Source organism: Photobacterium sp. R1, from assembly GCF_054600795.1.
On record NZ_BAAHZP010000001.1, the window covers coordinates 282,421 to 295,383 of the forward strand.

General features: G+C 49.5%; 9 protein-coding genes. 5 read left to right on the forward strand and 4 right to left on the reverse strand.

Annotated features, from left to right (window positions below; translation table 11 throughout):
• Positions 1 to 20 precede the first annotated feature (20 nt).
• The 5 genes from hemH (at position 21) to gnd (ending at position 6,728) form a co-directional block, all read left to right on the forward strand.
• The gene (hemH, locus tag ACYP03_RS01390; RefSeq protein WP_459778221.1) at positions 21 to 989 is read left to right on the forward strand and encodes a ferrochelatase; all 969 of its coding nucleotides are present in this window, start codon (positions 21 to 23) and stop codon (positions 987 to 989) included.
• Positions 990 to 1,110: 121 nt separating this feature from the next.
• Positions 1,111 to 2,412, forward strand: a complete 1,302-nt coding sequence (locus tag ACYP03_RS01395; RefSeq protein WP_459778222.1) for an inosine/guanosine kinase — start codon at positions 1,111 to 1,113, stop codon at positions 2,410 to 2,412.
• A 635-nt stretch (positions 2,413 to 3,047) separates the two neighbouring features.
• Positions 3,048 to 4,547 carry a glucose-6-phosphate dehydrogenase gene (gene zwf / locus ACYP03_RS01400; RefSeq protein WP_248143798.1) on the forward strand — a complete coding sequence of 500 codons (1,500 nt, stop codon included), beginning with the start codon at positions 3,048 to 3,050 and terminating at the stop codon, positions 4,545 to 4,547.
• Positions 4,548 to 4,549: 2 nt separating this feature from the next.
• Positions 4,550 to 5,275, forward strand: coding sequence for a 6-phosphogluconolactonase (pgl, locus tag ACYP03_RS01405; RefSeq protein ID WP_459778223.1), 726 nt, complete (start codon positions 4,550 to 4,552; stop codon positions 5,273 to 5,275).
• A gap of 4 nt (positions 5,276 to 5,279) precedes the next feature.
• Positions 5,280 to 6,728, forward strand: a complete 1,449-nt coding sequence (gene gnd, locus ACYP03_RS01410) for a decarboxylating NADP(+)-dependent phosphogluconate dehydrogenase (RefSeq protein WP_459778224.1) — start codon at positions 5,280 to 5,282, stop codon at positions 6,726 to 6,728.
• 192 nt (positions 6,729 to 6,920) lie between these two features.
• On the opposite strand, the gene asnB is transcribed toward gnd, so the two are convergent.
• The 4 genes from asnB to nagA form a co-directional block, all read right to left on the reverse strand.
• The gene (gene asnB / locus ACYP03_RS01415; protein ID WP_459778225.1) at positions 6,921 to 8,594 is read right to left on the reverse strand and encodes an asparagine synthase B; all 1,674 of its coding nucleotides are present in this window, start codon (positions 8,592 to 8,594) and stop codon (positions 6,921 to 6,923) included.
• A gap of 278 nt (positions 8,595 to 8,872) precedes the next feature.
• A complete protein-coding gene (locus ACYP03_RS01420; RefSeq protein WP_248143802.1) occupies positions 8,873 to 10,459 on the reverse strand; it encodes a cation:proton antiporter family protein in 1,587 nt (528 codons plus the stop codon).
• Positions 10,460 to 10,596: 137 nt separating this feature from the next.
• The gene (nagC, locus tag ACYP03_RS01425) at positions 10,597 to 11,814 is read right to left on the reverse strand and encodes a DNA-binding transcriptional regulator NagC (protein ID WP_459778226.1); all 1,218 of its coding nucleotides are present in this window, start codon (positions 11,812 to 11,814) and stop codon (positions 10,597 to 10,599) included.
• Between the two features lie 2 nt (positions 11,815 to 11,816).
• Positions 11,817 to 12,953 (reverse strand): N-acetylglucosamine-6-phosphate deacetylase, encoded by a 1,137-nt coding sequence (nagA, locus tag ACYP03_RS01430; protein WP_248143804.1) that lies wholly within the window; start codon positions 12,951 to 12,953, stop codon positions 11,817 to 11,819.
• Positions 12,954 to 12,963 lie beyond the last annotated feature (10 nt).

The following is a 12,963-nucleotide window of genomic DNA, read 5'->3' on the forward strand; positions in this document are numbered from 1 at the left end:
AGTATGACCTGTAGGTGAAGATGGAAAATCAAGGTATTGGTGTACTTTTAGTGAATCTGGGTACGCCGGATGAAGCAACACCTGCTGCCGTGAAACGGTTTCTGGCAGAGTTTCTGAGTGATCCTCGTGTCGTTGATCTGTCCCCCTGGATCTGGCGTCCGGTTCTGTTTGGTGCGATTCTGCCCATTCGTTCTCCGAAAGTAGCAAAACTGTATCAGTCCGTATGGATGGAAGAAGGTTCACCGCTGATGGTGTATTCCCAGCGCCAGCGGGATGCGCTGGAAGCGAGGCTGGGTATTCCTGTGGCTCTGGGAATGACCTATGGTAATCCCGGGATTCAGTCTGCGCTGGCAAAACTCAGTGATCAGGGCTGCCGTAAGATTGTGGTTCTGCCTTTGTATCCCCAGTATTCACGCACGACTACTGCCGCTGTGTTCGACAAAATTGCAGCCAGTCTGAAGCAGACCGCTTATCTGCCGGAACTGAGGTTCATCAATCATTATCAGGATCATCCGGCATATATTCAGGCTTTAGCAGAATCTGTTTCTGATTTCTGGGCCAAGCAGGGAGAGCCCGATTATCTGCTTTGTTCCTATCACGGCATCCCCAAACGATACGCGGTTCTGGGTGACCCTTACCCGGTTCACTGCAATGAAACTACAGCATTGCTTGCCGAATCTCTGGAAATGCCTCGTGAGAAAATGAGCATGAGTTATCAGTCGATTTTTGGCCGGGAAGAATGGCTCAAGCCTTATACAGAGCCGACAATTATTGAGCTGGCCCAAAAAGGGGTACAACGGCTGGATGTGGTTTGTCCGGCATTTTCGGTGGATTGCCTGGAAACCATTGAAGAAATTGCAGAAGGATGCAAAGAAGCTTTCCTGAAAGCAGGCGGTAAGGAATTCAATCTTATCCCGTGTCTGAACGACAGCTCGGCGCACATCGGAATGATGGAAGCTTTGGTCCAGCAGCAAATTCAAAACTGGTAACCTTTTCTTAACTTTTACAAATACTATGATTCGGCTCGCACTAATTGTGCGAGCCATTTCTTCATTGGACTATATTTTGTGATATCATCCGCAAGTTTTTTCTATCCGGCAGCGCGATATCATGAAATTTCCTGGTCAACGTAAATCAAAACACTATTTTCCTGTTCATGCCCGAGATCCCCTTCTGACTCAGGCCAGCTCGCGACCTCTTGCCCGTACGCATGTCGTCGGTATTGATCAGACCCTGGTGGATATTGAAGCCTGTGTGGATGATGAATTCCTGAGTCGTTACTCGCTCAGCAAAGGCCATTCTCTGGTGATTGCTGAAGATGCAGCCGAAGCACTGTACCGTGAACTGAAAGAGAATGATCTGATTCGTCATGAGTTTGCCGGCGGTACCATTGGTAATACGCTGCATAATTACTCTGTGCTGGCGGATGACAAGTCGGTTCTTCTTGGGGTGATGAGCCAGGATATTCAGATTGGCAGTTATGCCTACCGGTATCTGGTAAATACCTCCAGCCGTATGGATTTGAACCATCTTCAGCCTGTGGATGGCCCGATCGGACGTTGTTTTGCGTTGATCACTCCCGATGGCGAGCGCACATTTGCCATTAACGAAGGACGAATGAACCAGCTGGAGCCAGACAACATTTCTGAATCCATTTTTGAGCGTGCTTCAGCGCTGGTTCTGACGGCGTATCTGGTTCGCTGTAAAGAAGGCGATCCGATGCCGGAAGCGACAATGCGTGCTATCGAATATGCGAAAAAATACGATGTGCCTGTCGTTCTGACGCTGGGAACCAAGTTTGTGATTGCGGACGATCCTCAGTGGTGGCGTGATTTTCTGAAGGAGCATGTCACCGTTGTCGCGATGAACGAAGACGAAGCGGAAGCCCTGACCGGGTATTCTGATCCGCTGCAGGCCTCCGACAAAGCGCTGGATTGGGTTGATTTTGTTTTATGTACGGCTGGACCGGTCGGTTTGTATACGGCGGGTTATACAGAAGAGAGCACCAAGCGTAAAACCAGCCTGCCGTTGCTGCCGGGTGAAATTCCTGAGTTCAATCGCTATGAATTCAGTCGTCCAATGATGAAAGCGGGCTGTGAGACGCCGATTCGGGTGTATTCGCACATTGCGCCTTACATGGGTGGACCTGAGCGCATCAAGAACACCAATGGTGCAGGGGACGGTGCGTTGTCTGCGCTGCTGCACGATATGGCTGCCAATCGCTATCACAAAGAAAATGTGCCGAAATCCAGTAAGCACAGTTACGATTTCCTGACTTATTCGTCATTCTCCCAGATTTGCCTGTACTCGAACCGGGTCAGTTATGAAGTACTGGCGCAGCATTCACCTCGTCTGTCGCGTGGTTTGCCTGAGCGGGAAGACAGTCTGGAAGAGGCCTACTGGGAACGTTAATCCGGTCTGAAAATCTGCTTGTAAAAAACCGTCATTTTGACGGTTTTTTGCTTTCTGGTGATGAAAGAAATGACAAATTCGTACGGTGAATCTCACTGAAAAATGAAAGCAAACGATTTCGTCATGATAGGTTTTGTTAATTACTTTCAGAAAATCTCCGGGTAAGCGCCAGCAGCACGTCATGATGAAAAAGAGCGGAACAGGGTGATTTTTGACTGGACCTCACAGTGTCCGCATCAGAGGAAAATGGGTTTCAGGGCAGATTTTTTGGGGCGGGTGAAAAAATCGGCCTGGCTTGTTTTTATCATTTTAAGTGCATTTTTCTTGTTTTTCAGGTGATTTCGGATCAGCTCTGTTCATCGTGCAGAGGATGGGTTCTGACTGTAAACGCGCAGTGAGATATTTTATCAGGCCTTGATGTTTCAGTTTTTACGTCAATTGATAGAATTAGCGGGATGTAACTTTGTGACAAATGCAGCTATAGTGTGCTTCACCCTGGGTAACCCCCCATTTTGATAGGCTTTGGCTATTAAATTGAGAGGCCAGGACATCGGCATACTGTCGTTCTGAATGTTATGCTTTGCCGGACTTTCAACCCGTCAAACCTGTACACCTGTTAGGGAAAGAAAAAGAACATGGTCATACCTGAAAACAGCGATATCGTTATTTTTGGCGCCTCAGGCGATCTGACATATCGTAAGCTTATCCCAGCGCTGTATCATCTGTATGTCAATCAGATGTTACCTTCTGATTTCTCTATCCTTGGCGTCAGCCGTACCGCTCACAGCGATGAAGAATACAGAGAAAAAGTTCGGGCCTCTCTGCTGAAAACTGAGAAGACCGATCCTGAAAAGCTGGCCGAGTTTTGTCAGCATGTTGGTTATCAGGCCATCAACACGCTTGATTGTGATGACTATGGTAAGTTGCAACAACGACTGCAAGAAAAAGCCGCTCAATCAGATGCACCCCGTAATAGCCTCTTCTATCTCGCCACGCCACCAAGTCTGTACGATGTGATTCCAGCCAGTCTCGCGGCCCATGGCCTGAACGATGAAAGTACCGGCTGGAAACGCCTGATCATTGAAAAGCCTTTTGGATATGATCTGGAAACGGCTCAGGAACTGGATAAGAAGCTGCATAAGCACTTCAAGGAAAGTCAGATTTTCCGGATTGACCACTACCTGGGGAAAGAAACGGTACAGAACCTGCTGGTTTTCCGCTTTGCGAACGGTATGTTCGAGCCGTTGTGGAACCGTAATTTCATTGATTATGTGGAAATTACAGCCGCAGAATTTCTCGGAGTAGAAGAACGTGGCGGTTATTACGATAACGCCGGTGCCGTACGCGACATGCTTCAGAACCACCTGCTTCAGGTGCTTGCGATGGTTGCGATGGAACCCCCTTCAGCAATCAACGGTAACGCGATGCGTGATGAAGTGGCCAAAGTGCTGAACAGCCTGCAGCCGTTGTCTGATGAAGACCTGCGTCAGAATCTGGTGCTGGGGCAGTACACAGCCTCTGAGCTGCGTGGTAAAGAGTTGCCGGGTTACCGCGAAGAAACGGGTGTGTCTGAAGAATCCCGTACCGAAACTTACGTGGGCCTGAAAGCTTTCATCAACAACTGGCGCTGGAATGGTGTGCCATTCTACATCCGTACCGGTAAACGTCTGCCGACCCGTGTCACTGAAGTTGTCATTCACTTTAAGAAAACACCTCACCCGGTATTCGGCAAAGACGCTCCGGATAATAAGCTGGTGCTTCGCATTCAGCCGGATGAAGGCATTCTGATGAACTTCGCCCTGAAACGTCCGGGCGCAGGATTCAAAACCCAGGAAGTTGCGATGGACTTCCGTTACGACGAACTGGTGGACAGCAACGTTCTGACTGCCTATGAGCGTTTGTTGCTGGATGCAATGGGTGGCGATTCAACTCTGTTCGCCCGTAGCGATGCGGTTGAAGCCTGCTGGCGTTATGTACAGCCTATCCTGTCGTTTAATCAGGACCCGCATGCGCTGTTTGGCTATGCTTGCGGAACCTGGGGACCGAAGGAAGCGGATGAGCTGCTGGCCCGTGACAATCGTGCCTGGCGTTTTCCGTGTTCAAACCTGACCAACACTGAATATTGCGAGCTTTAATCATGACTGAGCTGAAAATTCATGACAATGCGGAAGCGGTTGTTCAAAGTCTGGCTGATGAGATGATGGCCATCAGCCAGCAGAATACGCCGGTTCATATTTCGCTTTCGGGTGGCAGCACACCGAAGCAATTGTTTTCGGCATTGGCACAAGCCCCGTATGCCGAAGGTGTGAACTGGAAAAATCTGCATTTCTGGTGGGGTGACGAGCGTTGCGTTGCACCGGATGATGCAGAAAGCAACTATGGTTGTGCACAGGCACTGCTGTTTGATCACGTCGAAATTCCTGCAGAAAATATCCACCGCATCCGGGGTGAGGATGAACCTCAGGCTGAAGCCAAGCGCTTTGCTGAAGAAATGGCAGCAGTTATCCCGTCTGAAAACGGTGTGCCGGTATTTGACTGGATTCTGCTGGGCGTTGGTGATGACGGCCATACTGCTTCTCTGTTCCCGGGGCAGACAAATTACGATGAGCCTGCACTGAGCTTAGTGGCACCTCATCCGCAAAGCGGTCAGCTGCGTGTGAGTAAGTCTGCGCGTGTGCTGGAAGCCGCAAAACGTATTTCTTATCTGGTTATCGGTGCAGGAAAAACTGAGATTGTGGAAGAAATCCACACGCAACCTGCCGAAAGCCTGCCTTACCCGGCCGCAAAAATTCAGGCCCGTAACGGTAAAACAGAATGGTATTTGGATGCAGTAGCAGCCAGTAAGTTAGCGATTGGAGAATAAAAGAATGAAAGGTGATATTGGTGTAATCGGCCTTGCCGTGATGGGCCAGAACCTGATCCTGAACATGGATGACCATGGCTTTAAGGTCGTTGCGCATAACCGTACAGCTGCCAAAGTCGACGAATTTCTGAACGGCCCTGCAAAAGACACCAACATTGAAGGTGCTTACAGCCTGCAGGAGCTGGTGGACAAACTGGAAGCGCCGCGCAAAATCATGCTGATGGTGCGTGCCGGTGATGTGGTTGACAGCTTTATTGAGCAACTGATCCCGCTGCTGGACAAAGGCGACATCATCATTGATGGCGGTAACTCAAACTATCCGGATTCAATTCGTCGTGTTGATTACCTGAAAGAAAAAGGCCTGCGTTTCATCGGTGCCGGTGTTTCCGGTGGCGAAGAAGGTGCGCGTTTCGGACCTTCTATCATGCCGGGTGGCGATGCTGAAGCATGGCCGTTCGTGAAGCCAATTTTCCAGGCGATTGCAGCTAAAACTGAACAGGGTGAGCCTTGCTGTGACTGGGTTGGTGAATCCGGTGCCGGTCACTTTGTGAAAATGGTCCACAACGGAATTGAATACGGTGACATGCAGCTGATCAGCGAAGCATATCACTTCATGAAGACCGGTCTGGGCATGACACATGATGAAATGGAACAGGCTTTCCGTGACTGGAATGAAACGGAGCTGAACAGCTACCTGATTGAAATCACAGCCGATATTCTGGCCTATCGTGATGAAGATGGTGAGCCGCTGGTTGAGAAAATCATGGACTCAGCCGGTCAGAAAGGTACGGGTAAATGGACAGGCATTAATGCACTGGACATGGGCATCCCGCTGACGCTGATCACTGAGTCTGTGTTCGCGCGCTGCCTGTCTTCCCTGAAAGACCAGCGTGAAGAAGCCGAGAAGCTGTTCAACAAGACTGTTGGTACGGTGGAAGGTGACAAGGCCGAGTGGCTGGAAGCAGTTCGTCAGGCACTGCTGGCATCGAAGATTATCTCTTACGCACAAGGCTTCATGCTAATGCGTCAGGCTTCTGATGAGAACAACTGGAACCTGAACTACGGTAATGTTGCTCTGATGTGGCGTGGTGGTTGTATCATTCGTTCTGCATTCCTGGGCAATATCCGTGATGCTTTCGAAAATGCACCGTCTCTGGCATTCCTGGGCTCAGATCCGTACTTCAAAGCGATTCTGGACAACAGCATGAAGTCATGGCGTAAAGTTGCAGCGAAATCTCTGGAAATCGGCCTGCCAATGCCATGTCTGACATCAGCACTGACTTTCCTGGATGGCTATACAACTGCACGCTTGCCGGCAAACATGCTGCAGGCACAGCGTGACTACTTCGGTGCGCATACATATGAGCGTATCGACCAGCCTCGTGGCCAGTATTTCCACACCAACTGGACCGGTACAGGTGGTGACACTGCATCCACAACTTACGACGTATAAGTTCAACGATCAGTGACGACAGAAGGAGCCAGCAATGGCTCCTTTTTTGTCACTCTTATTTGGGGCTTCTGAGAACTTTCTGGGATTTCAGAAAGGGGAAAGGGGCCTCCCTGGCCCCTTTGAGATAGCCTTCGCAAGCGGAGATAAGGCAAGCAAAGGCGGACGCGCTCTTGGATGGAGTAACGCTCGGTCTTAAGCCTTCTGATAGGCTTCGTTGTGTACGGCTGCAACTGCCCGGCCGGATGGGTCTGCGCTGTTTTTAAAGCTCTCATCCCACTCAATCGCTTTGGCTGAAGAACAGGCAATTGAAGGGCCTCCTGGTACACATTTGGCTGCGTCTTCCAGCGGGAACAATTCCTCAAAGATCTCACGGTACACATACGCTTCTTTGGTGGTCGGCGTGTTGTACGGGAAACGGAAGCGGGCAGTTTCCAGTTGCTTATCCGTTACTTTCGCTGCAGCAACTTCTTTCAGGGTGTCGATCCAGCTGTAGCCAACACCGTCGGAGAACTGCTCTTTCTGACGCCATGCCACGGACTCTGGTAACAGGTCACCAAAACACTCGCGGATGATGTGTTTTTCCATCTTGCCGTTGCCGCACATTTTGTCCTGCGGGTTGATGCTCATGGCGACTTCCAGGAATTCTTTATCCAGGAAGGGAACACGTGCTTCGATACCCCAGGCTGCCATAGATTTATTTGCACGGGCACAGTCGAACATGTTCAGAGCCAGCAGCTTACGAACGGTTTCTTCATGAAATTCCTGAGCGTCAGGCGCTTTGTGGAAATACAGATAGCCACCGAAGACTTCGTCAGCTCCTTCACCGGACAGAACCATCTTAATCCCCATGGCACGGATTTTACGGGACATCAGGTACATTGGTGTGGATGCACGGATCGTTGTGACGTCGTAGGTTTCGATGTGGTAAATCACATCCCGGATCGCGTCCAGACCTTCCTGAATGGTGTAAGTCAGCTCGTGGTGGACAGTACCGATATGATCGGCCACTTTTCTCGCGGCTTTCAGATCCGGTGCGCCTTCCAGGCCAATTGCGAATGAGTGCAGGGTCGGCCACCAGGCATCAGACTGTTCGTTGTCTTCAATACGGCGTGATGCAAACTGCTTGGTGATTGCAGAAATCACGGAAGAATCCAGACCGCCTGATAGCAATACACCGTAAGGGACATCGGTCATCAGCTGGCGTTTCACGGCACTTTCCAGTGCAGATTTCAGTCTCGCTTTGTCAGTAGCTGCGTCGGCGACCGTGCCATATTCCATCCAGTCACGTTTGTAGTAACGGACAGGCTCGCCTTTTTTGCTCCACAGGAAATGACCCGGAGGAAATTCACTGATGGTTTTACACACCGGAACCAGCGCTTTCATCTCAGAGGCAACGTAGTAGTTCCCATGTTCATCATGACCATGATACAGCGGAATGATACCGATATGGTCCCGGCCAATCAGGTAAGCATCTTCTTCTGCATCGTACAGAATGAAACCAAAAATACCGTTCAGGTAGTCCAGCAGCTCAGGGCCTTTCTCTTTGTAAAGAGCCAGGATGATTTCGCAGTCAGATTCGGTTTGAAATGGGTAGTCTGCAGCCAGCTCAGCCTGTAAATCTTTATGGTTGTAGATTTCACCGTTGACGGCCAGAATATGAGTACGGTCAGTGTTATACAGAGGCTGTTCACCGCTGTTCAGGTCGACAATAGCCAGACGCTCATGTGCAAGGATGGCTTTATCTGATGAATAAATACCAGACCAGTCTGGTCCGCGGTGACGCATTTTTTTCGACATTGACAGCGCGGTTTCGCGCAGGGCCGTTGGGTCACTTTTAATATCTAGAATCCCGAATACTGAGCACATACTGACTACTCCAACACATAGTTAAATAGGGGGAAACAAAGCCTGAATGAAGCAAGGGTATTGTTATTGTCCCTCAGCTTTTGTTCCGTTCTGATTGTTAAAATTGCGTATTCAACAAACAAAAGCAACCCAAAACCATCAATCAATGTAAAAAAGACATCTTTGGTGAATAATATTTAATAAAATTGGGTTTAGGTGAATTTTTTTTAAAATCGGCTGGTTTTTTGGGCGGGAATCCGAACGGCCACCTTGGTGGCCGCTCGGAAAATTCAGAGGAATTAAAAGGATTTGATATCTGCGGTGATTGATTCACAGACATGCCGGGCGAAACCGTTACCGGCTTCCCGGTAGATGTTGAAGGCCGCGTCAACACCCTGTTCGAGGAGTGCTGCTTCTTCATCTTCATACCGGGCAATCGCTGCGATTTTTCCCTTGTAGCCAAGCTGGCGGATTTGCTCAAGAGCAACAGTGTTTGCCTGACTGTGAGGCATCGCCAACAGGATCAGGCGGGTTTGGTGACGCGAAATCACCCGTGCCCAGAAATCCGGATCGGTTGCATCCCCAAGGATGACGTGGCGGCCTTCCTGAACATGGCTTTCTACGGCCTCTTCGCGGTTTTCGATACCGACGACCTGGGGACCGAAGCGGCGAACCATTTCTTCATAAGCCCCGGTGCCGATTCTGCCCATCCCAAGGATAAGGACTTGTTTCTTTCCTAAGTCGATGAGCCGGTCATTCGGATTCAGTTTTTCCGGCTCAAATTCCTTCAGCCATCGGGTACTTTCCAGATAGATTCGGTGGCTCAGGCTGTTCAGCGGAGCGGACAACAAGAAGGACAGTGACACGGCAATTGCAATGGCGACCAAAAAGTCGCCCGGCAGCCAGCCAAGCTGATAGGCAAGTCCGGCCACTATCAGACCAAACTCACTGTAGTTGAACAGTGTGAGTGTGCCGAGTAATGAAGTCCGGACCCTGAAATGGAACTTATGGAATACCAGATAGTAAAGTAATCCCTTCAGCGGCAGCAGCAACAAGAGCAGCAGTGCTAACAGGAACCCTTCCCAGGTGGGCGATTCTGCAAGTCCGATGTTCAGGAAAAAGAAAACCAGTAACAGTTCTTTCAGGTTAAAGAGTGACTTCGACAGTTCGGACGATTTGGGATGAGCTGCCAGCAGCATTCCCAGTACCAGTGCACCCAGATCTGCCTTCATGCCGACCAGACTGAAGAGCCCGGCCCCGGCAACCAGAGCAAGAAAAATGCCATAGAGAACCAGCATTTCTCCATGTCCGGCTTTATCCAGAATCTTGAACAGAGAGGGACGGAGTAAGGGTAAGGCAAACAGTGCCAGTGCAGTGATTTCGGGTAATTTGCCAGTTGAGGCGGTCAGGAAAATGACCGCGAAAATATCCTGCATAACCAGCACGCCAATGGCAAGGGTACCATAGGTCGCATTCAGTTCACCTTTCTCTTGTAAGGCTTTGATTGCAAAGACAGTGCTGGAAAAAGAAAGCGCGAAGCCGAGTAAAGCAAGTTGCGCGATTTCCAGGTCTTCAAGGATACCCAGCCCTAAGGTTTTGAGGGCGAAGAGGGTAAAGGTAAAGATAGCTGTCGTGAGAATGTTGTGTATCGTCGCTCCGGCCCAGACTTCTTTTTGCAGCAGGGTTTTAATGTCCAGCTTCAGACCGATGCAAAACAAAAGGATGGTGACCCCGAGATCAGCAATGGCACTAATCACGGGAGTGGTTGAATAGCCGAAAGAGTTCAGTACAAATCCTGCGACCAGGAATCCGACTAACGGAGGGAGTTTGCTTCTAAGCGCTAAATAACCTGCCAGAAAAGCAGCAATGATATAAATCAGATCCATAAGAAAGCTTCGTATCCAGAGCAATAAGAAATGATATCATTTCAATTGGTTGCATTTGTTGGGCCGAATATAACACAGGGTATGCCTTAAAAAAGACATACCCTGTCAACATAATAGTTTTCTAATTGTAACTGTTTTTAATCTTCAAGCAGGCGTTGCAACAGAACTCCGTTGAGCATCGCACGTTTGATCATCGAAAATGCTCCGATTGTGGGTTGCGTATAGAGCTGGGACTCCACAATTGGCAGTGACTGGTGGAAGGTAGACAGTGATTGTGTTTCGATACAACGTCTGATTGCCGGGAAAACAATATCTTTTGCGAGTGTAATGTTGCCTGCAACAACAATCTTTTGCGGATTGAACAGGTTGATTGTCATCGCCAGCGCTTTGCCTAGCTGGTTCCCCACTTTCACCAGCGCTTGTGTTGCAAGCTCATCACCTTGATTCGCCGCTTCACATATCGCCGGCATGGTCACGTCTTCCAGTTTGTGCAGGCTGCTTGGATAGCCCTGATCAAGCAATGCCTGAACGTGGCGGATAATTGCTGGATCGGCTGCAACAGTTTCAAGGCAACCGAAATTGCCACACTGGCACTTATCACCGAGAGGATCGATTTGGATATGACCAATTTCACCTACATTTCGGTTATAACCCAGGAAAACCTGACCATTGACGATGATTCCGGCCCCTGTACCACGATGGACACTGACAAGAATCGAATCTCTGCAGTCCTGACTTGCGCCAAAGTAGTGTTCGGCCAGAGCCAGTCCACGGATGTCATTCCCGACGAAACAAGACACCCCATATTTATCCGTAATGATATCGGCAAGTGCCAGAGGAGACTCAATCGTAATATTTGGCATGTACTCTACAATCCCTTTTTCAGGGTCGATGAGTCCGGGGAGAGTGATGCCAAATGCGATGAGTTCTTTCAGGATGGACTGATTCGCACTGATAAACTGGCGGATATGCTCCGAGAGTCCGTCGAGCAGTTCCTGCTGATTTGAGTAAGGAAAGTGATGAGCCGTTCCTGCCAGGCTCTTACCGCTCAAATCGTAAAGCGTCATTTCGATATAATCGCGACCCAGCCGGATAGCAATCGAGTGGAAAGGCGCTGACTCTGTTGTGAGAGAGATTGCGCGACGGCCACCTGTCGAAGCTTGTTGTGCGACCTCTTTGATGAGGCCGCGTTCAAGCAATTGGCGGGTAATCTTGGTCACACTGGCTGGCGCTAATTGACTGACGTCTGCCACTTGAATTCGAGAGATAGGGCCTTGCAAGTCAATGAGCCGGTAAACAGCAGCACTATTCAGCTGTTTCACCAGGTCGACATTACCGATTTGTCCGCCAGTCATAGTTAAGTTTGCTCGTATTTTCCGTTAACCACTGTCGCCCTGACACGGAAATCACGATCAAAAACAGCCAGGTTAGCCACCATGCCTTTTTTGACAGCCCCCAGTTTCTTATCCACACCAATGGCGCGGGCAGGGTACAGGGTAGCCATACGAATCGCTTCGTCCAGGGCGATACCTACATGTTCAACACTGTTCTGAACGGCTTCAATCATCGTCAGTGCAGAACCGCCAAGTGTGCCGTTTTCATCAACACACTTACCATCACGGTAATATACTTTCTTACCAACAAAAATAAAGTGATCTATGTCTGCTCCTGCTGGTGCTGTCGCATCCGTCACAAGAATCAGTTTTTCCCTTTTAATTCTGTGAGCTATACGAATATTGGCATAGTCAACGTGAAAGCCGTCAGCAATGATGCCAGTGTATACTTCTGGCGTATCGTAAATAGCTCCGACCATTCCCGGTTCGCGTCCGGCAATGGGAGTCATCGCATTGAACAGATGCGTACTGAAAGTGATACCTGCAGCAAAGCCTCTGCGAGCTTCTGCGTATGTTGCGTTCGTATGGCCTGCAGAAACTACAATGCCGGCCTGGGCCAGTTTCTCGATATGTTTAGCGGGGGTCTGCTCCGGAGCCAGGGTCACTTTGGTGATGATATCAGCGTTTTCACACAAGAAATCAATCATCTCATCATCTGAACGACGGATGTGATCAACACTGTGGATCCCTTTTTTCATCACATTCAGGTAGGGCCCTTCAAGGTGAAGACCCAATGAATGGTTTTGGTAATTTTCTTCATACTCACGGGCAGCGAAAACGGCAGCTTTCATGTCATTATCTGACGAGGTGATCAGGGTCGGAAGAAAGCTGGTGCAACCTGACTTGAGGTTGGCTTTGTGCATGGTGTGAATTGTGTCAGCTGTGATTTCATCGTTGAACATCACGCCACCACAACCATTCAACTGAAGGTCAATAAAGCCAGGAGACAGGTTCGCCCCATCCAGATTCTGGATAGGAAGATCAGCAGGTAGCTCTGCCTCAGGGCATACAGCGCGAATGTTCACTCCGTCAATAATAACAGCGTGGTTATCCAGCACATCGCTACCGGTAAAAATGCGGCAGTTGGTCAGCGCGTACATGAACATGTCC

Bases quoted from the DNA above. Each gene is read 5' to 3' on its own strand.
- hemH (WP_459778221.1), top strand. From the start codon at position 21: ATGGAAAATCAAGGTATTGGTGTACTTTTAGTGAATCTGGGTACGCCG.
- ACYP03_RS01395 (WP_459778222.1), top strand. From the start codon at position 1,111: ATGAAATTTCCTGGTCAACGTAAATCAAAACACTATTTTCCTGTTCAT.
- zwf (WP_248143798.1), top strand. From the start codon at position 3,048: ATGGTCATACCTGAAAACAGCGATATCGTTATTTTTGGCGCCTCAGGC.
- pgl (WP_459778223.1), top strand. From the start codon at position 4,550: ATGACTGAGCTGAAAATTCATGACAATGCGGAAGCGGTTGTTCAAAGT.
- gnd (WP_459778224.1), top strand. From the start codon at position 5,280: ATGAAAGGTGATATTGGTGTAATCGGCCTTGCCGTGATGGGCCAGAAC.
- asnB (WP_459778225.1), bottom strand. From the start codon at position 8,594: ATGTGCTCAGTATTCGGGATTCTAGATATTAAAAGTGACCCAACGGCC.
- ACYP03_RS01420 (WP_248143802.1), bottom strand. From the start codon at position 10,459: ATGGATCTGATTTATATCATTGCTGCTTTTCTGGCAGGTTATTTAGCG.
- nagC (WP_459778226.1), bottom strand. From the start codon at position 11,814: ATGACTGGCGGACAAATCGGTAATGTCGACCTGGTGAAACAGCTGAAT.
- nagA (WP_248143804.1), bottom strand. From the start codon at position 12,953: ATGTACGCGCTGACCAACTGCCGCATTTTTACCGGTAGCGATGTGCTG.